Source organism: Microbacterium sp. MMO-10, assembly GCF_037148715.1.
In the GTDB taxonomy this organism is placed as follows: Bacteria; Actinomycetota; Actinomycetes; order Actinomycetales; family Microbacteriaceae; genus Microbacterium.
In genome coordinates this window covers 587,363-606,140 of the sequence record NZ_JBBCSV010000002.1, presented here as the reverse complement: position 1 = coordinate 606,140, position 18,778 = coordinate 587,363, and the positions used below count along the sequence as shown (strand labels likewise).

The 18,778-nt window shown below is 70.7% G+C and carries 20 protein-coding genes, 2 tRNA genes and 1 pseudogene; 10 read left to right on the top strand and 13 right to left on the bottom strand.

The annotated features are described in order from the left end of the window. Positions 1 to 61: 61 nt before the first annotated feature. Positions 62 to 532, bottom strand: coding sequence for a single-stranded DNA-binding protein (locus WFJ17_RS07230; RefSeq protein ID WP_336648053.1), 471 nt, complete (start codon positions 530 to 532; stop codon positions 62 to 64). A 164-nt stretch (positions 533 to 696) separates the two neighbouring features. Continuing rightward, a complete protein-coding gene (locus WFJ17_RS07225; RefSeq protein ID WP_336648052.1) occupies positions 697 to 1,323 on the bottom strand; it encodes a LysE family transporter in 627 nt (208 codons plus the stop codon). A 103-nt stretch (positions 1,324 to 1,426) separates the two neighbouring features. Between WFJ17_RS07225 and WFJ17_RS07220 the strand changes: the two genes are divergently transcribed. Continuing rightward, the gene (locus WFJ17_RS07220; protein WP_251439437.1) at positions 1,427 to 1,690 is read left to right on the top strand and encodes a hypothetical protein; all 264 of its coding nucleotides are present in this window, start codon (positions 1,427 to 1,429) and stop codon (positions 1,688 to 1,690) included. A 200-nt stretch (positions 1,691 to 1,890) separates the two neighbouring features. Further along, positions 1,891 to 2,586: a phosphatase PAP2 family protein gene (locus tag WFJ17_RS07215; protein ID WP_251439436.1), complete on the top strand. Its 696-nt coding sequence runs from the start codon at positions 1,891 to 1,893 to the stop codon at positions 2,584 to 2,586. Positions 2,587 to 2,606: 20 nt separating this feature from the next. Here WFJ17_RS07215 and WFJ17_RS07210 read toward each other — a convergent pair. Continuing rightward, a tRNA-Arg gene (locus WFJ17_RS07210) sits at positions 2,607 to 2,678 on the bottom strand. Positions 2,679 to 2,723: 45 nt separating this feature from the next. Here WFJ17_RS07210 and orn point away from each other — a divergent pair. The 3 genes from orn (at position 2,724) to pdxR (ending at position 4,904) form a co-directional block, all read left to right on the top strand. Continuing rightward, on the top strand, positions 2,724 to 3,350 hold the full coding sequence (gene orn, locus WFJ17_RS07205) for an oligoribonuclease (RefSeq protein WP_251439434.1): 627 nt from the start codon (positions 2,724 to 2,726) through the stop codon (positions 3,348 to 3,350). Between the two features lie 36 nt (positions 3,351 to 3,386). Next, positions 3,387 to 3,459: transfer RNA gene (locus WFJ17_RS07200), tRNA-His, on the top strand. Positions 3,460 to 3,527: 68 nt separating this feature from the next. Beyond that, positions 3,528 to 4,904, top strand: a complete 1,377-nt coding sequence (gene pdxR, locus WFJ17_RS07195) for a MocR-like pyridoxine biosynthesis transcription factor PdxR (RefSeq protein ID WP_336648051.1) — start codon at positions 3,528 to 3,530, stop codon at positions 4,902 to 4,904. A gap of 19 nt (positions 4,905 to 4,923) precedes the next feature. Here pdxR and WFJ17_RS07190 read toward each other — a convergent pair whose 3' ends face one another. The 4 genes from WFJ17_RS07190 to WFJ17_RS07175 form a co-directional block, all read right to left on the bottom strand. Further along, positions 4,924 to 5,553 carry a LysE family translocator gene (locus WFJ17_RS07190; RefSeq protein ID WP_336648050.1) on the bottom strand — a complete coding sequence of 210 codons (630 nt, stop codon included), beginning with the start codon at positions 5,551 to 5,553 and terminating at the stop codon, positions 4,924 to 4,926. A gap of 85 nt (positions 5,554 to 5,638) precedes the next feature. Beyond that, positions 5,639 to 6,616: a hypothetical protein gene (locus tag WFJ17_RS07185; protein ID WP_336648049.1), complete on the bottom strand. Its 978-nt coding sequence runs from the start codon at positions 6,614 to 6,616 to the stop codon at positions 5,639 to 5,641. Next, positions 6,613 to 7,899, bottom strand: coding sequence for an MFS transporter (locus tag WFJ17_RS07180; protein ID WP_336648048.1), 1,287 nt, complete (start codon positions 7,897 to 7,899; stop codon positions 6,613 to 6,615). The genes WFJ17_RS07185 and WFJ17_RS07180 overlap by 4 nt, the downstream gene beginning before the upstream one ends. Before the next feature lies 1 nt (position 7,900). Beyond that, complete coding sequence (locus WFJ17_RS07175) at positions 7,901 to 10,051, bottom strand: chitosanase (RefSeq protein WP_336648047.1); 2,151 nt, start codon at positions 10,049 to 10,051, stop codon at positions 7,901 to 7,903. A 150-nt stretch (positions 10,052 to 10,201) separates the two neighbouring features. On the opposite strand from WFJ17_RS07175, the gene WFJ17_RS07170 reads away from it, so the two are divergent. From WFJ17_RS07170 to WFJ17_RS07150, 5 genes and pseudogenes are all read left to right on the top strand, one after another. Further along, entirely contained in the window at positions 10,202 to 11,422 is a 1,221-nt protein-coding gene (locus WFJ17_RS07170; protein WP_251439423.1) for an ROK family transcriptional regulator, read from the top strand. Positions 11,423 to 11,466: 44 nt separating this feature from the next. Beyond that, a pseudogene (locus WFJ17_RS07165) lies at positions 11,467 to 11,868 on the top strand (GNAT family N-acetyltransferase); the annotation flags it as partial. Positions 11,869 to 11,979: 111 nt separating this feature from the next. Then, entirely contained in the window at positions 11,980 to 12,327 is a 348-nt protein-coding gene (locus tag WFJ17_RS07160; RefSeq protein WP_251442298.1) for a metallopeptidase family protein, read from the top strand. Next, positions 12,324 to 12,620, top strand: a complete 297-nt coding sequence (gene clpS, locus WFJ17_RS07155; RefSeq protein WP_251439421.1) for an ATP-dependent Clp protease adapter ClpS — start codon at positions 12,324 to 12,326, stop codon at positions 12,618 to 12,620. Before WFJ17_RS07160 ends, clpS begins: the two co-directional genes overlap by 4 nt. Before the next feature lie 5 nt (positions 12,621 to 12,625). Beyond that, entirely contained in the window at positions 12,626 to 13,177 is a 552-nt protein-coding gene (locus WFJ17_RS07150) for a DUF2017 family protein (RefSeq protein ID WP_336648046.1), read from the top strand. A gap of 7 nt (positions 13,178 to 13,184) precedes the next feature. On the opposite strand, the gene WFJ17_RS07145 is transcribed toward WFJ17_RS07150, so the two are convergent. From WFJ17_RS07145 to gatC, 6 genes are read right to left on the bottom strand one after another with little or no spacing between them, the layout of a single operon-like run. Beyond that, a complete protein-coding gene (locus tag WFJ17_RS07145; protein WP_336648045.1) occupies positions 13,185 to 13,766 on the bottom strand; it encodes a hypothetical protein in 582 nt (193 codons plus the stop codon). Beyond that, entirely contained in the window at positions 13,747 to 14,082 is a 336-nt protein-coding gene (locus WFJ17_RS07140; RefSeq protein WP_251439416.1) for a hypothetical protein, read from the bottom strand. The genes WFJ17_RS07145 and WFJ17_RS07140 overlap by 20 nt, the downstream gene beginning before the upstream one ends. Before the next feature lie 60 nt (positions 14,083 to 14,142). Next, complete coding sequence (dinB, locus tag WFJ17_RS07135; RefSeq protein WP_251439414.1) at positions 14,143 to 15,396, bottom strand: DNA polymerase IV; 1,254 nt, start codon at positions 15,394 to 15,396, stop codon at positions 14,143 to 14,145. A gap of 48 nt (positions 15,397 to 15,444) precedes the next feature. Continuing rightward, complete coding sequence (gene gatB / locus WFJ17_RS07130; RefSeq protein ID WP_295035140.1) at positions 15,445 to 16,959, bottom strand: Asp-tRNA(Asn)/Glu-tRNA(Gln) amidotransferase subunit GatB; 1,515 nt, start codon at positions 16,957 to 16,959, stop codon at positions 15,445 to 15,447. Continuing rightward, positions 16,959 to 18,473 (bottom strand): Asp-tRNA(Asn)/Glu-tRNA(Gln) amidotransferase subunit GatA, encoded by a 1,515-nt coding sequence (gene gatA, locus WFJ17_RS07125; RefSeq protein WP_336648044.1) that lies wholly within the window; start codon positions 18,471 to 18,473, stop codon positions 16,959 to 16,961. The genes gatB and gatA overlap by 1 nt, the downstream gene beginning before the upstream one ends. Further along, the gene (gene gatC, locus WFJ17_RS07120) at positions 18,470 to 18,769 is read right to left on the bottom strand and encodes an Asp-tRNA(Asn)/Glu-tRNA(Gln) amidotransferase subunit GatC (protein ID WP_251439404.1); all 300 of its coding nucleotides are present in this window, start codon (positions 18,767 to 18,769) and stop codon (positions 18,470 to 18,472) included. The genes gatA and gatC overlap by 4 nt, the downstream gene beginning before the upstream one ends. Positions 18,770 to 18,778: the final 9 nt, after the last annotated feature.

Here is an 18,778-nt window from a genome sequence, read left to right as displayed (position 1 = left end):
CATCCCCCGGTGGAATCGGGTCCCGGCGTCGCCGGGGCCCGATTCCCGCGAGCGCACGCGCTCAGAAGGGGGTCCGGTCCGCACCCGGTGCCGCCCAGCCGTCGTCCGTCGCTTCTCCGGTCTCGCCCGTCGGAGGTTCGGCGGCCGCGGTGTCCGCCGGCGCCATCGCCGCGGTGTGCGCGATCCTGTGGAACACGCTGCGCCCGCGGCGCAGGTCGGGGCCGATGCTGTCGGCGTCGATCTCGACGCTCATCCCCCGCCGGCCCTCCTTGCCCTCCCATTCGCGCAGCCGCAGCCGCCCGGTGACGATGACGGCGTCCCCCTTCGACAGCGACGCGGCCGCGTTCTCCGCGAGAGCCCGGTATGCCCTGACCTCGAACCAGTTCGTGGTCACGTCGACCCAGGCGCCTGTGCCGTCCTGGCGCCGGTGGTTCGTCGCCATGCGGAACCCGAGGGTCGGCAATCCTGACGTCGTGCGGCCCGGCTCCGGCACCGTGGCGATGTTGCCCAGGACGGTGATGCTGTCGGCCATGTCTGCTCTCCTCGCTGTTCGCACGGAGCCGCCCTCGGCTCCGCTCCTGGAGAGATGGTGCCGCGACGGGGGTGCGCTCGACGCGCCGTCGTCCGGATCGGTGCAGAACCGGTCGCGGACCCCGGCTGTGCAGGGAAGGCCCGGACGCCCTCCGTCCGGTGGGGTCAGTGCACGAACAGCAGCAAGGCGGCCACGGCGATGAACAGGGCGCCGAAGACCGCGTTCAGCGTGCGCTGGCCGCGCCGGCTGGAGGTGAGCCGACGGAAGCTCTGCGCCGTCGCGGCGAAGACGAACCACATCACCACGACGTCGATGACCACGGTCGTCCCGATGAGGATCAGATACTGCGGCCACGGATCACGGTCGAGCCGGATGAACTGGGGGACGAAGGCGAGGAAGAACACGATGGCCTTCGGATTGAGCAGGTTGACCCAGAAGCCACGGCGCAGCATCGGCCAGCGCCCCTCGGGCGACCGCTCGACGGCCTGCTCCTCTGCGGAGTCGGGGACGCGCGCGACGATGAGCCGGATCCCGAGATAGACGAGATAGGCGGCCCCGAGGTAGCGCACGGTCTCGAACAGCCAGGGCACGCGGGCGACGAGGAGGCCGACTCCCGCAGCGACGATCGCGACGTGCACCACGAGCGCGAGCTGCTGCCCGACGATCCCCCAGATCGAGCGACGCCACCCCTCGTTCAGCGAGTTGGTCATGGTGTTGATCGCACCGGCACCCGGCGTGAGGCTGATCACCACGCACGCCACCACCAGGGAGAGCCAGACGGTCACGGTCACCAGCACAGTGTAGGGACTCCGGGAAGCCGCGCGCGCAGGGCGTCCCGGAGAGGCGGGCCGAATGTCGGTGGCCGTCCTTATGTTCGAAGGTGAAGGAGGAACCATGACCATCGACATCACGCCCGCCCCCACCATCCGCTGGGCGACCCCGGTCCTCAGCCGAGCCGTCGAGACGCTTCAGCCCGCGGGCGAGCGACTGTGGCGCGTGCTCGACGCCCGAGGAGCCATCCGGGGCCACCTGCGCATCGTTCCGCACGACCTCGGACTCCGCTATCGGGCTGAGCGCCTTCATCTCCCCTCGGGCCTGTTCCGCATCGTCGGAGACTTCTGGAGCGCCGACGACGCGGTCGCCGCCCTGCGGTTCTGACCCTCGGGGCGCGCTTCGCATCCGTCTGGTGCGCCCGCGCTGCGGCCCCCGCGCGGAGCGCACCGCTGCCCCGCCGCGCATTTCTTGGCCAATCCTTAGCCTGGCTCGGCGAGCATGGATCCTCGGCGCGTCGATCCGCATGCGCCGTCCGCGGCGCCCGCGTCGCCGCAAGGAACCTGCCGTCAGGAAGAGGACACGACATGGCCGAGGTGCGCAATGCACGACCCCGCCCGCTCACCGGAATCGAGCGCGCGACCACCCGGCCCCTCATCGCCGTCGCGACGGCCGTGGTCGGCGCCCTCGTGGTCGTGGCCCTCGGGTTCGCGATGAAGACGACCCAGGCGGATCAAGCGCTGGTGGTCGCCCTCAATCAGACGCACACCGGATGGTGGGGTGCGCTCGGCAGCGCGGTCTATCGCGGCATCGAACCGGTTCCTGCCGTCGCGATCACCCTCGTCATCGCCGCCGCGGTCTGGGCGGGATCCCGCTCGCTGCGCACCGCGATCCTCTTCGGGCTCATCGTCGCATTCACCTGGCTGCCCGTCGCCGCGATCAAGATCCTCGTCGACCGCCCCCGCCCCGACGCGGCGCTGCTCGCCCACCCGTTCTCCCCGCTGCAGACCGACGGGTCCTTCCCCAGCGGCCACACCGCGTACGTCGTCGCGCTCGCGGTCGCCTTCTGGTTCCTGCTGCGCGGCACCCGCTTCGCCTGGCTGCCGGTGATCCTGGGGGTCGTCGCCACCGTCGTCATCGGTCTCGCGGTCGTGAGCGACGGGCTGCATTTCCCGACCGACGTTCTCGCCTCCGTGATCTGGTCGCTCAGCACCGCCGCAGCCGTGCGCTGGCTCATCGTCGACGTGATCGCGGCACGGATCGGCCGCCGCTCAGCGGCCTGACAGGCCCGAGTCCGAAGGAGTGCCCCCGGCAGGATTCGAACCTGCGACCAGCGGATTAGAAGGCCGCTGCTCTTCCGCTGAGCTACGGAGGCGCCCCTCCAGGCTAGCGCGTCGGCGGCGCTCAGTAGGATGGCGGCATGGTTTCTTCGTCCGAGAACGATCGACTCGTCTGGATCGACTGCGAGATGACGGGGCTCGATCTCGAGATCGACGAACTCGTCGAGATCGCCGTCGTGATCACCGACTTCGAACTGCGCCTGCTGGATCCGGGGTTCCACGTGGTCATCCGCGCCAGCGACGCCGCGCTCGGCCAGATGAACGACTTCGTCACGAACATGCATCGGACTTCCGGCCTCTTCGAGGAGATCCCCCAGGGCCTGACCCTCGCCGAGGCGCAGGCGCAGACCCTCGAATACATCAGGCGCTTCGTGCCGCAGGAGCGCAAGGCTCCCCTGGCCGGGAACACGATCGGCACCGACCGCATGTTCCTGGCCAAGTACATGCCCGACGTCGATCAGTACCTCCACTACCGCAACGTCGACGTCTCCAGCATCAAGGAGCTGTCGCGCCGCTGGTTCCCCCGGGTCTTCTTCCACGCTCCCTCGAAGGACGGCGGGCACCGCGCCCTCGCCGACATCCTGGAGTCGATCCGTGAGCTCGAGTACTACCGCCGCGCGGTGTTCGTGGAGCAGCCCGGACCCTCCAGCGACGAGGCTCAGAGCACCTCGGACGCCGTGGTGTCAAAGTTCGCCTCGAACCTGTAATACACTGGTGAGGTTGCCCGCTCCGGCAGGCACATGGTGGCTATAGCTCAGTTGGTAGAGCACCGCGTTGTGGTCGCGGGGGTCGCGGGTTCAAGCCCCGTTAGCCACCCTCAGGAGGAGGCCCGGATCCGATCGGATCCGGGCCTCCTCTCCTTCTCCGGCTAGGATCCGTGGCAGATGACCGGATCCGATTTCCTCCACCTCGACCCCGCTGCAGCGCCCCCGCGAGAGCGGACGACCTGGCTCGCCGCCCAGCTGCGCACGGCGATCGCCGACGGCGCCCTCGGCGCGGGTGCGCGCGTGCCGCCGAGCCGCGAGCTCGCCGCCGAGCTCGCCTTCTCGCGCGGCGTCGTGGTCGAGGCATACCGACGCCTCGCCGAGGAGGGCCTCCTCCTCGCCGAGGGAGCCGCGGGAACCAGGGTCGCCGAGACGGTGCCGCCCGCGACACCTCCCGGCCCGGTCACCGACGCGCCCGCGCGCCCCGAGACGCTGCATCTCTCGATGGCCGCACCCGATCTGAGCGCCTTCCCGCGCGCCGCCTGGCTGCGCGCGGAGCGGCGCGTGCTCTCGGCGGCGACCTCTCGCGAGCTCGGGTATGCGGATCCGCAGGGGGTGGGCGCACTGCGGATCGCGCTTTCCGGATGGCTCGCGCGCAGCCGCGGAGTGGTGGTCCCTCCCGAGCGGATCATCGTGACGGCCGGGGTCACCGGCGCGCTCAGCCTGACCGCCCAGGTCATGCGTGATCGCGGCCTCACCGCGTGCGCGATCGAGGATCCGAGCGCGGACGGCAACCGGCGGATCCTCGACTACTGGCTGGACTCGCTCCTGCCCGTGCCCGTGGACGCCGACGGAATCGACGTCGAGGCGCTCACCGCGACCGGCGCGCGCGCCGTGCTCACGACGCCGGCGCATCAGTTCCCCACGGGAGCCCTGCTCTCGCCCGCACGACGTCGAGAGCTCGTCGCCTGGGCCGAACAGTCCGACGGACTCATCATCGAGGACGACTACGACTCCGAGTACCGCTACGACCGTGCTCCCATCCGTGCTCTCCATGCCAGCGCCCCGGATCGGATCCTGCACGTCTCCAGCCTCTCCAAGGTGCTCGCCCCGGCCCTGCGGATCGGCTGGATGGTCGCGCCGGAGCACTGGCACGACGACCTCGTGCGCAAGCGCTGGGCGACGGACCTCGGCTCCCCCGCTCTGCCTCAGCTCGCACTCGCCGAACTCATCCGCACCGGCGCGCTGGAGCGGCAGGTGCGCCGGCTGCGCCTGCGGCACAGGGAGCGCCGCAACGCCGCCGTCGCCGCCGTCCGCGCGCATCTTCCCGATGCACGGATCGAAGGCATCGCCGCGGGTCTGCATCTGCTGGTGCTCCTGCCCCGACACGTCGACGACACCGCCCTCGCCGAGCGCGCCGCGGCCGCGGGCATCCGCGTCGCACCGCTCTCCGCCTACCGGTTCTCCCCCGGCGATCCCGGCGTGGTGATCGGCTACGGCCCGCATTCCCCCGCACGACTCGAGGCGGCCATCGCCGCCCTCGGCCGGCTGATCTGAGCCGTCCTCCGCGGCCGGCTCAGCCCTGGTGCGGAGTGAACGCGAGGGTCAGGGCGAGCACCGCGAACGTCAGGGCGAAGCCGCGGCCGAGCAGACGGTCGACTCCCGGCCTGGCAAGGACGACACCCCGGAGTCCCGCGGCACCGGCACCGTAGCCGGCGAAGATCACGAACGTGACGATCATGAACACCGCGCCGAGGCCGGCCATCCGTGCCACCGCCCCGGGCGCCGCGGCGTCCACGAACATCGGCAGGAACAGGAAGAAGAACATCGTGAGTTTCGGGTTCAGCAGGTTGACGAGCACGGCGTCGCGGATCACGCGCGCGGTCGTGCCCGCTGCACGACTCCGCGTGTCCGCTTCGTCCTCGGCGAAGCCCCGCTCATCCCGCCACATCCCCCAGGCCAAGTAGAGCAGATAGGCGGCGCCCACCCAGCGCAGCGCCTCGAACAGCGGCGGATTCGCTGCGACGACCGCCGCCGCGCCGGTCAGCGCCAGCAGCAGGTGGGGAACGATGCCCAGGGTGCAGCCCAGGGCCGCGACGATCCCCGCCCGTGCGCCCCGGGACAGCCCCGCGGAGATGGTGAAGAGGGCACCGGTGCCGGGGGTCGCCGTGATCACGATCGATGTGACGAGGAAGCTCGCGTCCATCCGCTCAGCATGGATGCCGCTTGGCTCATCGAGAAGATCCAAGACGTGCGATTCTCACCGGTCCAAGACGCCGGGCGCCCGGCCCTCAGCGGACGAGGCTGGGCGACGACGCCCCCGGCGCGACCGAGCGGGGCGCGCCGGCTCCGCTTGCGGGGACCTCCCAGACACCGCCGTCGACCGCATAGGACACCGTCTGATCGTCGACCCATGCCGCCTGGTCGTCGACGCTCCGCGTCTCCGCCAGGGGCGTCTCCTTCATCGTCGACAGGTCGAGCACAGAGAGCCGCCAGGGGGCATCCGCGCCAGGACGCACCCGTTTCTTGAAGACGATGCGCGTCTCATCCGGCGACAGCGATGGACACTCCGCGTTGGTGCGCAGCGTGCGGACGGTCCAGGTCGCCAGATCCCCCTTGCCGAGATACGTCGTGCCACCGGTCGACACCGTCACGTAGAACGTGTTGTCGTCCTCGGCGAAGGACAGGCCCCAGTAGTTCACATCCGCCGGATCGCGCAACTGACCGTCGATGTAGAGTCCCACATCCTCCATCGACTTGACGAGGAAGTCGTCCTCGCGGTCGTAGAAGCCCGTCCGGGTGGAGAAGTCCGTCGTCGCGTAGTCGTCCCCGGTCACGAACACGGTCCAGGAGACCATCCGGCCGGACGCGGAGACCGTCGCCCGATTGGGGACGCCCCCGAAGTCGAACTCCTTCTGCACGCGCAGGCGATCGTCCAGGATGAGCGCCGTGCTCATCGGCGTGACCGCCGTGCGCGGTTTCAGGCACACGGCGGTCCCGCCCGCCGCGTAGAACCGCTGACAGGCGAGCCCCGTGCCGGTTCTGGTCCCGCCCGAGGAACCCCGGTCCTGCACGACGATCGCGCCGTCCCCGTCTCGGATGTACAGGCCGGGATGCGTCGCCGGCGTCGCATGCCCTTGCGCGTGCGCTCCGGCCGGAGATCGTCCCACTGCCGAGGCGGTGTAGCCGATGCCGAGCGCGACGAGCGCCACCGCCGTCACCCCGACGAGGATCCGTGCAGAGCGGGACAGTCCCGACGGTCGCGTCACGACGCGTCCTCGAGCGCGTCGGATGCCGAAGATCCGCGGCTTTCGGGACGGATCAGCACCACCGCAACGACGACCGCGGCCAGGAGCGCGCACGCGGCGCCGCCGAACGCCGGCGCCGCGCCCCAGAGCGTCCACGCCGCCCCGAACAGCACCGCGGCGAGCAGCCGCCCCGCCGCCTGCCCCGTCTGCAGCAGTGCCATCCCGCCCGCCCGGTTCGACCGCGGGATCAACGGACCGGCGAGGGCCATCAGCACACCGTCCGTCGCGGCGTAGAAGACACCCAGAAGACCCAGCACGGCCGGGATCAGCACGACGGGCGCGAGCGGCAGCAGCGGAACCAGATAGGCGCCGAGCAGCGCGACATTGCCCAGCAGGAACGGCACGCGGCGCCCGATCCGATCCGCCCAGCGCCCGAACGGCACCGCGAGGAGCAGGTAGACCGCAGCGCTGCCGAGCGGAAGCAGCGGGAAGAACGCGGTGTCGATGTGCACCCGGTCCTGCACGCCGAGGTACAGGAAGCCGTCGCCGATCGTGACGAGTCCGAGCAGGGTCGCGGCGATCAGCAGCCGCCGGAATCGCGGACCGCGGACGATGCCCACCGTCTGGCGCAGAGTCGGTCGGGGTTCCGTCGTCGCCGGCGCCGTGCGTCCGGGCACGAACGCGATCAGCACGAGCACCCCGAGCGACGCGACGCAGAAGCTCACCATGAACACGGCGTCGAAGGCGTCGGCGACGAGCCAGAGCAGCAGGAACGCGACCAGCGGGCCGGCCAGAGCCCCCGCGGTGTCCATCGCGCGGTGCACCCCGAACGCCCGCCCCTGGCGCGCATCGTCGACCGACAGGGAGATCAGCGCATCGCGGGGTGCGGTCCGGATCCCCTTCCCGATCCGGTCCACGGCCAGCGTCGCCGACAGCGCCGTGGTGTTCGCGCCCGCGAGGAGCAGGAGCGGTTTGCAGACGGCGGACAGCGCGTAGCCGATCCCCGCCACGAGCTTGTGCCGGGACCAGCGGTCCGCGACATGCCCGCCGAGCAGACGCACGAAGGCGGTCACGCCGTTGTAGAGCCCGTCGAGGAGCCCGAACTGGAGCGGGCTCATCCCGAGCCCGACGACGAGGTACAGCGGCAGGACCGCGGTCACCATCTCCGAGGACAGATCGGTGAGCAGGCTCACCGATCCGAGAGCGATCGCGGTGGTTCCGGCGCCGGCGACCCGACGGCCCACCGAGGTGGGGGCCGCCTGGTCGCCGGCGTCCTGCCGCGCTTTGCTGCCGGCGAGATACATGTCAGTGGCAGGTGTACGTCGGGCTCGTGTCGCGCACGGTGCCGTCGATCGAGACGAACTTCGTGGTGAACGTGGTGTCGGTGAGATCGAGCCGGAGCACGCCGTAGGTGTCGTTGATGCGCTTCACGCTGTTCTTCTGCGGCGTGTCGTTGAGGTCGCGCTGGTTCACCCCGCCGAGTCCGGCGATGATCTCCACCGGCCCCGTCGCCGATGCCGCACCCGTTGCCGTCTGCGGAGCGAAGCGCTCGTAGTCGTGGTCGTGGCCGTTGAGGATCAGTTCGGCGCCGGCCGCCTCGAGCTTGCTCCACGCCGGCTTGCTCGAAAGCGTGTTTCCGTGCTCTCCCGTGGTGAACAGCGGCTCGTGGTAATACGCGACGGTGCACGGCTTGGTGTTCGCCGCCAGATCGGCGTCGAGCCACGACATCTGCTCGGCGTCGAACCACCGGTTCGAGTTCAGCGCGATGAAGTGCCAGTTCCCACGGTCGAAGCTGTACCAGGTCTTGCCCTGGGGCGTCGCCCGGGATCCGAAGTAGTCGCGGTAGGCCTTCTCATCGCCGCGATCGGTGTGCTCGTCGTAGTCCCGGTCGTACTTCTCGTGGTTGCCGGGGATGGGATACGTCTTGTCCTTGAAGCGACCCCAGGACTTGTCGTAGTAGCTCGCGAAATCGGACGCGTGCGCGTCGTCGTACTGGTTGTCTCCGAGCGTGATGTAGAAGGCCGGATCGATGGACTGCGCCAGGGCCGCCGTCGCGAAATGGTTGCAGTCTGACGCGGCCTTGGCGCACTGACCGGCGATATCGCCGGCGGCGACCACGGTGAAGGCGCCGGATCCCGGATCGGGGTTGCCTCCGCCGGGGGTGCCTGCGGTGCCGTACACCTGAAGCTCGTAGAGCGAGTAGCCGTAGGCCGTGCCACGGGCGGTGCCGTAGACGCGCAGGTACCGGCCGGCGCCGTTCAGCCCCGCGATCTGGTCGCTGCCTCCGTCGCCGGCGTTCTCGGTCGCGAGGGTGCTCCAGTTGCTGCCGTCGGAGGAGATCTCCACCCGGTACTTCTTCGCATACGCGGCTTCCCAGCTCAGGGTCGCCGCCGAGACGGTCGCGCCCGTGCCGAGATCCACCTGGATCCACTGCGGATCGGACCCTTCTTTGCTCGCCCAGCGGCTCTTCGCGTCGCCGTCGACGGCCAGCTTCACCGCATAGGTCGTGCTCTCGACCGACGATGCCGTGACGGGCCGCCCCTGGGAGATGAGCACCGCACCCGGGTTCGGAGTCGTCGTGGGAGACGGGGTCGGCGTCGGAGTAGGCGTGGGCGTGGGCGAAGGGCTCGGGGTGGAGTCCGTCCCGCCCAGCTCGCTCGACGGCCAGTGCGGAGTCGGGTCGCTCGCGATGGAGTAGGGATCGCCGTATACGGACCACTTCAAGGGAGTGTCGAGGTTCAGATTCCCCGCCTTCAGCCAGACGCGCTGCGCCTTCTCGATCCTGCTGACGTCCTCGTGCGCCGCCTCCTTCTTCATCTCCTTCACGCGCTCGTCCAGGAAGGCGTTGAGATAGGTCGTCTCGTTGCCACCCTGGGCCGGGGTCTTCGCCTTCTTGAGCGCGGCCTTGCGGATGTCCTCCATGCCGTCGAAGCCGTGCACGACCGCCGCGTCGTAGTACGCGAACTGTCCCAGGGCGCCGAGCTTGTCCGAGGTCGCCAGATCCATGGATGGGTCGAAGTACATCGAGCGCGTCAGGTCACGCTGCGCGCGCTGGAACTCCGGCTTCTTGCCCTCGGCCTCCCAGTCCTTCACATACGCCGACCCCAGCGGGCCGGTGTTCTTGGTCCCGTCGACCTGCTTCAGCTTCGGGATCCACTTGGCCAGGGGATTGCCGGGGTACTTGTCCGTGTACTGCTGCACCAGCACGAGCATGTCGTGCGTCCCCGAGGTGAAGCCGATGATCCCGCCGGTGTAGCCGCGGTCGTCCTTGATGTCCTCGATGTACGAGTAGCGCTTGTACCAGTCCAGAGCCGAGTTCTCGGCGCTGGTCACGATCTCCTGCGCGATCTCGCGTTTGACGGGGTCGCGAAGGCTGGTGGGGGTGGCGGCCTGAGCCGTCGCAGACATGACACCGCTGAGCGGGATGATGATCGCCGCTGCCACGAGCGCGATCATCGGTCGACGTTGACGCATGATTCCTCCGGTGAAAGCGGTTTCCCTTTTAGGAAACCTTGTTTACGAAGAGTTATACCGGAGCCTCCTGGTCGGCGCAACGCCTTTCGCTCGATAGCATTCGGAAGACCCCCGACCGAACCAGAGGATCCCGTGCCAGAACGCCCGACCGGAACCAGCGTCGTCCGCTCGATCAACGCGCGCGCGGCACTGCGGCTCCTGCTGGATCAGGGTCCGCTCACCCGGCCCGAGATCGCGCGTCTGCTCGCCGTCTCCAAGCCCACCTCGTCGCACCTGCTCGCTCAGCTGCTCGACGACGGCCTCGTCCGCAGCGACGGAAGCCGCGACGGAGCGATCGGGCGAGCCGCCGAGGTCTTCCGCATCGACGGCCGGGCCGGCCACGCCGCCGCCGTCGACGTCACACCGGAGCGCATCTCGGCCGTCGTCGTGGACCTCACCGGGACCGTCGTCGGCTCCTTCACGCTGTCGACCCCCGAAGGCGAGCAGAGCACGGCTGCGACCGCCCCCGACCCGGTCGAACGGGTGCAGGAGCTCCTCGAGGGGGCATGCGCGTCGGCGGGGATCCCCTCCTCGGGTCTGCGCAGGGTCGTCATCGGCATCCAGGGCGCGACCGACCCGCGTGCGGACCGGGTCCGCTTCGCGGCGCATCTGCCGGGTTGGCAGCGCGAAGGCCTGATCGCCTCGCTCGAGGAGCGCCTCGGCGCCCCGGTCGACATCGAGAACGATGTGAACCTCGTCGTGGTCGCCGAGCACGCGCACGGCGCGGCGATGGGCCATGACGTGTTCGCAGTTCTCTGGGTCTCCGACGGCATCGGCATGGGCGTCATGCTCGCCGGACGCGTTCATCGCGGACTCGCGGGCGGCGCCGGCGAGATCGCGGACCTCCCCCTCCCCGGGGCGCCGATCCCCCCGCAGGTCAACGAGTACGGCGCAAGCGGGATGCAGGCCCTGGCCGCCGCGCCGGCACTCGGACGGCTCCTGGCCCGCCACGGTTTCGAGGGGGCCTCCCCCGCCGCGGCCTTGGAAGCCGCCGTCGCCTCCGACGCGCCGGAAGCGACGGCGGTGCTCGACGAGATCGCGCGGCGCCTCGCCCTCGGCCTGTCCGCCGTGGTGGCCATCATCGCGCCCGAGCTGGTGGTGCTGGCCGGCGACATGGCCGTCGCCGGCGGCGAACGTCTCCGCGCCCTCGTCGAACGGCACCTGCACGACAGCGTGATCGCACGGCCCGCCGTGCTCCTCACCCGCCTCGATGAGAGCCCCGTGCTCGACGGCGCCCGCCGCCTCGCGCTCGCGAGGCTGCAGGAGGAGATCCTCGTCGCGGCGGGAGCCCCGCGGGACACCCGGACGATCTGACGGAGCTCGGCGAACGGACCCGCCGACCCGGATAGCATCGGGATATGGCCTCCTTCGTGCGCACCGCGACCGACGCCGACCTCGCGGAGCTCGCGCGGATCGAGGACGAGGCCGATGCGCTCTTCACGGAGCGCTTCGGGTCCGCACTCGGCCACGGGGCTCCGCCGGGCGCCGCCCGTGCCGCCGAGCGCGGCTACGTCCTCGTCGTCTCCGAGGCGGAGCACGGCCCCGCCGTGGGGTTCGTGCACGTGCTCGAGGAGGACGGCATCGCGCATCTGGAGCAGCTCTCCGTGCTGCCCGCGCACGCCCGACGCGGGCACGGACGCGAGCTCCTGGAGGCCGCCCTCGACGAGGCCGCGGAACGCGGGCACACGAGCGTCACCCTGCGCACGTTCGCCGAGGTGCCCTGGAACGCACCGTTCTACGCATCGGCCGGCTTCGTCGAGACGGACCCGCCCGACGATCCCTTCTACCGCGCGCTGGCAGCAGCGGAGCACCGTCTCGGCCTCGACGAGCTGGGGCGCCGCGTCCACATGACGATCGATGTCCGCGGGGGTATGACGATGGACGCGGAGGCCTTCGAGAACCTCGTCGCAGACGAGCTCGACCGCCTCCCGGACGAGATGGTGGACGGCCTCGAGAACCTCGTCTTCGTCGTGGAGGACCGTCCCGAGGACGGCTCCCTCGATCTGCTCGGGCTGTACGACGGACTCGCCGTCACCGAACGGGGCAACTACGGCATGGGCGAGCTGCCCGATCGGATCATCGTCTACCGGGAGCCGCACCTCGCCCAGAGCGCCGACGAACGGGAGCTCCGCGACGAGGTGCACACCACGCTGGTGCACGAGATCGCGCACTATTACGGCATCGACGACCAGCAGCTGCACGAACTGGGCTGGGCATGAGCGCGCCGCTGGTCGCACCGGACGTCGAGGAGCAGGTCGATCTGCAGGCCGCTCCCGCCGTGCCCTGGGAGCTCGTCGTGTGGGATGACCCGGTCAATCTGATGAGCTATGTGGTGCGGGTGTTCCGCAGCTACTTCGGATATCCGAAGGACCGCGCCACCCGCCTCATGCTCGCCGTGCACAACGACGGGCATGCGATCGTCGCCACCGGTCCGCGGGAGACCATGGAGGTGCACGCGCAGGCGATGCACGACTACGGGCTCTGGGCGACCGTGCGTCGGGCCGGAGAGTGACCGCCGTGCCCGGATCCGGCATCAGCGTCCCGATGCAGGCGATCGAAGTGCACCAGCTCGCCGAGCTCGTGGGCCAGTTCGTCTCCCTGCTGCGCGACTCAGAGTCCGTCGTCCAGGCGGGCCAGGACGGGCACCTGCTGGCCCGATTGACCCCGGCCGTCTACCCTCAGGACCCGGAGGCTTCCGCGGAGTTCGCCGCGGCGACCCGCGACGATCTGCTGGACCGACGGGCAGCGGAGGCGCGGATCGTGCGCGACGACCTCGAATCGGTCCTCGACGGCGATGTCGCGGTCTCCGCGCAGCTGACCATCCCCGCGGCCCACGTCGATTCCTGGCTGCGCACTCTCGCCGCCCTGCGGCTCGTGATCGCCACGAGGCTCGGCATCGAGGACGAGCCCACGCCGGACCCCGACGATCCGAGGCTCGGCATCGAGGACGAGCCCACGCCGGACCCCGACGATCCCCGGCTCGGCGTCTACGAGTGGCTGGGCTATCGCCTGGAGCTGCTCGTGGAGGCGGCGGACGCGGAGGACGACGCCGCACCGTCCGCGGGCTGAGCGCCGGCTACGGGATCGAGACCACCAGCGTCGCGTGACCGATCGGATCGTCCCGCCGCAGATGGACGACCTCCTGCAGCGCCCACCGGTCCCAGTGCGGACGGAACGTGTCCCCGTCCCGATCCAGCGCCCGGCACTTTCGGCTGGACTCGGGCGATTCGACCCACACCCGCACGTCGGCGACGCGCGCCGTGCGGGGTGCGAGCGCGCCGCAGCCCTCCAGGATCACTCCGCGCGACGGATCGACGGCATGGCTCTCCGCGTATTCGCCGGCCTCCCAGTCGTAGCGCTGCCAGGTGCCGACGAGGCCGCGCCCGTGCGGCCGGAGGATCTGCTCGTAGGCGCGTTCCACGCCGGCATCCATCCCGTCCCAGCCGGGGTAGATCGAATCCAGCGCGACCAGCTGCGGTGCCGTCTGCAGCGGCCACTGCTCGGAAACCAGGCGGGCCAGGGTGGACTTCCCGGCGCCGCTGCGACCGTCGATCAGGACGACGGGGTTCGACGCCTGCACGGCGCGCACCGCGTCGGCTACGCGGGCGACCGCATGCCCGAGCGCGCGGGCGACCGGGTCATCGCTTCTTGACGGCACGGATGATGCGGGAGATCGCGCGACCGGCGACCCAGACGAAGGGCACCGCCACGGCCAGCAGGGAGACGATGTTCGGCTCGAACCGCAGCCCCTCCTCGCGGCGCACGTACACCCCGAGCGGGATCGCGATCCCGCCTCCGCCGCCGCCCTCTCCCTCGCCGGCGCCCTGCGCGCCGCCCGAGGCGCCACCGAAGCCGGAGAACGTCAGCGCCACCGGCGTGAACTGCGCACCGTCGACCTCCTGCGGCTCGCCGTAGGCGCTCTTGACGCCGAAGGAGGCGGAATTCTTTCCCAGCTCGAGTGCGATGTGCGGCATGCATCCACGCTAGCCCACCTCGGCGGCCCCGACCACCGTGCCCGGTGGATCTCCCCCGGGTCAGTCGAGACCGTGCGCGCGGGGATGCGGCGCAGAGCCGCGGCCGGGCCGGGCGCCCAGATGCCGGGCGCGCGTGACCGAGCCGGATCCGAAGCGCGCCTGCGCGCTGTCCAGCGCATCCTCGACGCGTCGCCACTCGGCGTCGTCGTCCCAGAGGCCGAGCGCCCCGCCGGCTCCGGAGAGCCGCTCGGCCCGCACCCCGACCAGCCGCACCGGATCGCGGCGCTCGATCGCGTCGAACAGGGTGCGCGCGACCTCGCCGATGCGCTGCCCCACCGACGTCGCCTCGGGCAGCGTCTGCGAGCGGTTGACCGTGGTGAAGTCGGAGAAGCGGATCTTGACGGCGACGGTGCCCGCCTCCCAGCCGGCCCGGCGCAGACGGGCCGCGACGCGGTCGGCGAGCCGCAGCAGTTCCGAGCGCAGCGCCTCCCGATCGGTGACGTCGATGTCGAACGTCTCCTCGTGACCGACGCTCTTCTCCACTCGGCTGGTCTCGATCCCCCGCGGATCCTGCCCGCGGGCGAGGTCGTGCAGGCGCTGCGCCAGCGCGGGGCCGACCGCGCGCTCGAGCGCGGGCATCGGCGTCGCGACGATGTCGCGGATGAAGCGGATGCCCCGCGACTCCAGCGTCTCGGCTGTCTTCGGTCCCACTCCCCACATGGCCCGCACGGGCTTGGCGGCGAGGAACTCGAGCGTCTCGGCCTCCGCGACGACGAGCAGACCGTCCGGCTTCGCCAGGGTCGAGGCCATCTTGGCGACGTGCTTGGTGGCCGCGACTCCGACGCTGCAGGTGATCCCGACCTCGGCCTGCACCCGATTCCGGATCATCGCGCCGATGACTCCCGGGCTGCCCCAGAGCCGCCGCACGCCGCGGACATCGAGGAACGCCTCGTCGATGGAGAGCGGTTCGACCAGCGGCGTGACCTGCTCGAAGATCGCCATGACCTGCTGCGAGACGTCGCGGTACTTCGTGAAGTCGGGCGGCACGATCCGCGCAGCAGGGCACAGCCGGATCGCCTGCGACACCGGCATCGCCGAGCGGACGCCGTATCGCCGTGCCTCGTACGAGGCGCTGGACACCACGGAACGCCCGTCCGGCGACCCGATGATCAGCGGAAGCCCGCGCAGGCTCGGATCATGCAGGACCTCGACCGCCGCATAGAACGCGTCCATGTCGACGTGCAGGATGCCCGTGCCGGTATCGTCCGCGCCGGGAGCCGAGACGGTCCGTCCGGATCCATCTCCTCTGCCCATGACACCATTCTGTCCGAGGCCGCAGACATCGCGCCGGCGGCCTCTGACTCACTGCGCGGCGCGCTCCAGGATGAGCTCGCGGACGCGCGCGGCGTCCGCCTGCCCCTTCATCGCCTTCATCACGGCGCCGATCACGGCGCCGGCCGCCTGCACCTTGCCGTCCTTGATCTTGGCCAGGACGTCGGGCTGGGCGGCCAGTGCCTCGTCGATCGCGGCGATGAGCGCGCCGTCGTCGGAGACGACCGCGAGCCCTCGGGCGTCGACGACCTGCTGCGGGGTGCCTTCTCCGGCGATGACGCCCTCGAGCACCTGACGGGCGAGCTTGTCCGTGAGGGTGCCGGCGTCGACGAGCTGCTGCAGCGCGGCGACCGATGCCGGGGCGATGAGAGACGCGGCGTCGACCTCGCGCTCGTTCGCGATGCGGCTGATCTCCCCCGTCCACCACTTCCGCGCGGCGTCCGCCGTCGTGCCGGCGGCGATGGTCGCCTCGACCTCGTCGAGCAGCCCGGCGTTCACGACGCCCTGGAACTCGATGTCGCCGAAGCCCCAGTCCGCCTTCAGCCGACGGCGGCGGGCGACCGGCTGCTCGGGCAGCGCGGCCCGCAGCTCCTCGACCAGCTCGCGCGGGGGCTGCACCGGGAGCAGATCCGGCTCCGGGAAGTAGCGGTAGTCGTCGGCGTCCGACTTGGGCCGGCCCGGCGACGTGGTGCCGGTGTCCTCGTGCCAGTGCCGGGTCTCCTGCGTGATCGAGCCGCCGTCGGCGAGGATCGCCGCCTGCCGCTGGATCTCGTACCGCACCGCGCGCTCGACGGAGCGCATCGAGTTCACGTTCTTCGTCTCGGTGCGGGTGCCGAGCTTCTCCTGGCCGCGGGGGCGCAGCGAGACGTTCGCGTCGCAGCGCAGGTTGCCGCGCTCCAGGCGCGCCTCGGAGATCCCGAGCCCCCGCACGATGTCGCGGATCGCGGCGACGTACGCCTTCGCGATCTCGGGGGCGCGGTGCTCGGCGCCGAAGATCGGCTTGGTGACGATCTCGACGAGCGGCACGCCGGCGCGGTTGTAGTCGACGAGCGAGTACTCCGCGCCCTGGATGCGACCGGTCGCGCCGCCCATATGGGTCAGCTTGCCGGCGTCCTCCTCCATGTGCGCGCGCTCGATCGGGATCGTCACGAGTGTGCCGTCCTCGAGCTGGACCTCGACGGACCCCTCGAAGGCGATCGGCTCGTCGTACTGCGAGATCTGGTAGTTCTTGCCGAGGTCGGGGTAGAAGTAGTTCTTCCGCGCGAACCGGCAGGACTCCGCGATCGAGCAGCCGAGCGCGAGGCCCAGGCTGATCGACGAGCGCACGGCCTTCTCGTTGACGACCGGGAGGGATCCGGGAAGCCCCAGGTCCACGGGCGCGATGAGGGTGTTCGGCTCCGCGTCGTGATTGCGCTCGTTCGCCGGGTTCGGGGCGTCGGAGAACATCTTGGTCTCGGTGTTGAGCTCGACGTGGACCTCGAAGCCGAGCACGGGCTCGAACAGCTCGAGCGCCTTGTCGAAGTCCATGAGCTTCACGGCGGCCATCAGCGGTTTCCTCCCAGGATCGGAGCGCGGTCGAGCAGCGGCCCGCCCCACGCGTCGACGAGCAGCGTCTCGAGTGCGGCGCCGACCCGGTACAGGCGGGCGTCCTCCCGGGCGGGGGCGAGGAACTGGATGCCCACGGGCAGTCCGTCCTCCTCGGCCAGGCCCGACGGGATCGAGATCCCGGGCACGCCGGCGAGGTTCGCCGGGATCGTCGTGAGGTCGTTCAGGTACATCTGCAGCGGGTCGCCGATCTTCTCGCCGAGCTTGAACGCCGTGGTCGGCGCGGACGGCGTGGCGATGACGTCCACCTGCGCGAACGCGGCGTCGAAGTCCTGCTGGATGAGCGTGCGGACCTTCTGCGCGCTGCCGTAGTAGGCGTCGTAGTAGCCGGCGGACAGCGCGTAGGTGCCGAGGATGATGCGGCGCTTCACCTCGGGACCGAAGCCGACCTCACGGGTGAGCGACATGACGTCCTCGACCGTGCCGCCGCCGTCGGGCGTGACGCGCAGGCCGAAGCGCACCGAGTCGAACTTCGCGAGGTTGCTCGACGCCTCGGCGGGCAGGATGAGGTAGTAGGCGGCGACGCCGTACTCGAAATGCGGTGCCGAGATCTCGACGATCTCCGCGCCCTGCGCCTCCATCAGCTTCAGAGCGGCGTGGAACGAGCTCGCGACTCCCGACTGGAAGCCGGAGTCGGGCAGCTCCTTGATGACGCCGACCCTGAGCCCCTGGAGGACCTGCCCGGTCGCGCCCTCGCGCGCCGCCGCGGCGAACGACGGCCAGGCCTCCGGAAGGGACGTCGAGTCCTTCGGGTCGTGACCGCCGATGACGTCGTGCAGGAGCCCGGCATCGAGGACGGTACGGCTCACGGGGCCGACCTGGTCGAGGCTCGACGCGAGCGCGATGGCGCCGTAGCGACTGACGCCGCCGTAGGTCGGCTTGATCCCGACCGTGCCGGTCACGTGCGCGGGCTGACGGATGGATCCGCCCGTGTCGGAGCCGAGGGCCAGCGGCGCCTCGAAGGCCGCGACCGCCGCAGCCGAGCCGCCGCCGGAGCCGCCGGGGATCCGGTCCAGGTCCCAGGGGTTGTGCGTGGGCCCGTACGCGGAGTGCTCGGTGGAGGATCCCATCGCGAACTCGTCCATGTTGGTCTTGCCGATGCCGACGAGACCCGCGGCGCGCGACCGTGCGACGACGGTGGCGTCGAACGGCGAGCGGTAGCCCTCGAGGATGCGGGAGCCGCTCGTGGACGGCTGGTCGGTCGTGACGAGCACGTCCTTGATGGCGAGCGGCACGCCCGCCAGTTCGCCGAGCTGCTCGCCCGCGGCGCGGCGGCGGTCGATCTCGGCCGCCGCGTCGAGCGCGTGCTCGTTGACGTGCAGGAAGGCGTGCACGTCGCCGTCGACGGCGACGATGCGGTCCAGGTGCGCCTGGGTGGCCTCGACGCTCGACACCTCTCCGGCGGCGAGCTTGGCGCCGAGCTCCGCGGCGGTCCAGCGGATGATCTCGCTCACTGCTCTTCTCCCAGGATCGCGGTCACGCGGAAGCGGTCGCCATCGGCGTCCGGCGCGTTCTGCAGCGCCTGCGCGGTGGTGAGGGTCTGACCCACGACGTCCTCGCGGAAGACGTTGTGCATCGCGATCGGGTGGCTCGTCGCGGCGACGTCAGGGGTCGCCACCTCCGAGACCTTCGCGATGTTGTCGACGATGGCGTCCAGCTGACCGGTCAGCTGCGTCACCTCGTCGTCGGAGAGCTGGATGCGCGCGAGCACGCCGAGATGGCGTACGAGATCGGGGGTGATTTCAGACACCAGGACAGT

Bases quoted from the DNA above. Each gene is read 5' to 3' on its own strand.
- clpS (WP_251439421.1), top strand. From the start codon at position 12,324: ATGAGCGCGCCGCTGGTCGCACCGGACGTCGAGGAGCAGGTCGATCTG.
- orn (WP_251439434.1), top strand. From the start codon at position 2,724: ATGGTTTCTTCGTCCGAGAACGATCGACTCGTCTGGATCGACTGCGAG.
- dinB (WP_251439414.1), bottom strand. From the start codon at position 15,396: ATGGGCAGAGGAGATGGATCCGGACGGACCGTCTCGGCTCCCGGCGCG.
- WFJ17_RS07160 (WP_251442298.1), top strand. From the start codon at position 11,980: ATGACGATGGACGCGGAGGCCTTCGAGAACCTCGTCGCAGACGAGCTC.
- gatB (WP_295035140.1), bottom strand. From the start codon at position 16,959: ATGGCCGCCGTGAAGCTCATGGACTTCGACAAGGCGCTCGAGCTGTTC.
- WFJ17_RS07140 (WP_251439416.1), bottom strand. From the start codon at position 14,082: ATGCCGCACATCGCACTCGAGCTGGGAAAGAATTCCGCCTCCTTCGGC.
- WFJ17_RS07230 (WP_336648053.1), bottom strand. From the start codon at position 532: ATGGCCGACAGCATCACCGTCCTGGGCAACATCGCCACGGTGCCGGAG.
- WFJ17_RS07215 (WP_251439436.1), top strand. From the start codon at position 1,891: ATGGCCGAGGTGCGCAATGCACGACCCCGCCCGCTCACCGGAATCGAG.
- WFJ17_RS07190 (WP_336648050.1), bottom strand. From the start codon at position 5,553: ATGGACGCGAGCTTCCTCGTCACATCGATCGTGATCACGGCGACCCCC.
- pdxR (WP_336648051.1), top strand. From the start codon at position 3,528: ATGACCGGATCCGATTTCCTCCACCTCGACCCCGCTGCAGCGCCCCCG.
- WFJ17_RS07175 (WP_336648047.1), bottom strand. From the start codon at position 10,051: ATGATCGCGCTCGTGGCAGCGGCGATCATCATCCCGCTCAGCGGTGTC.
- WFJ17_RS07220 (WP_251439437.1), top strand. From the start codon at position 1,427: ATGACCATCGACATCACGCCCGCCCCCACCATCCGCTGGGCGACCCCG.
- WFJ17_RS07180 (WP_336648048.1), bottom strand. From the start codon at position 7,899: ATGTATCTCGCCGGCAGCAAAGCGCGGCAGGACGCCGGCGACCAGGCG.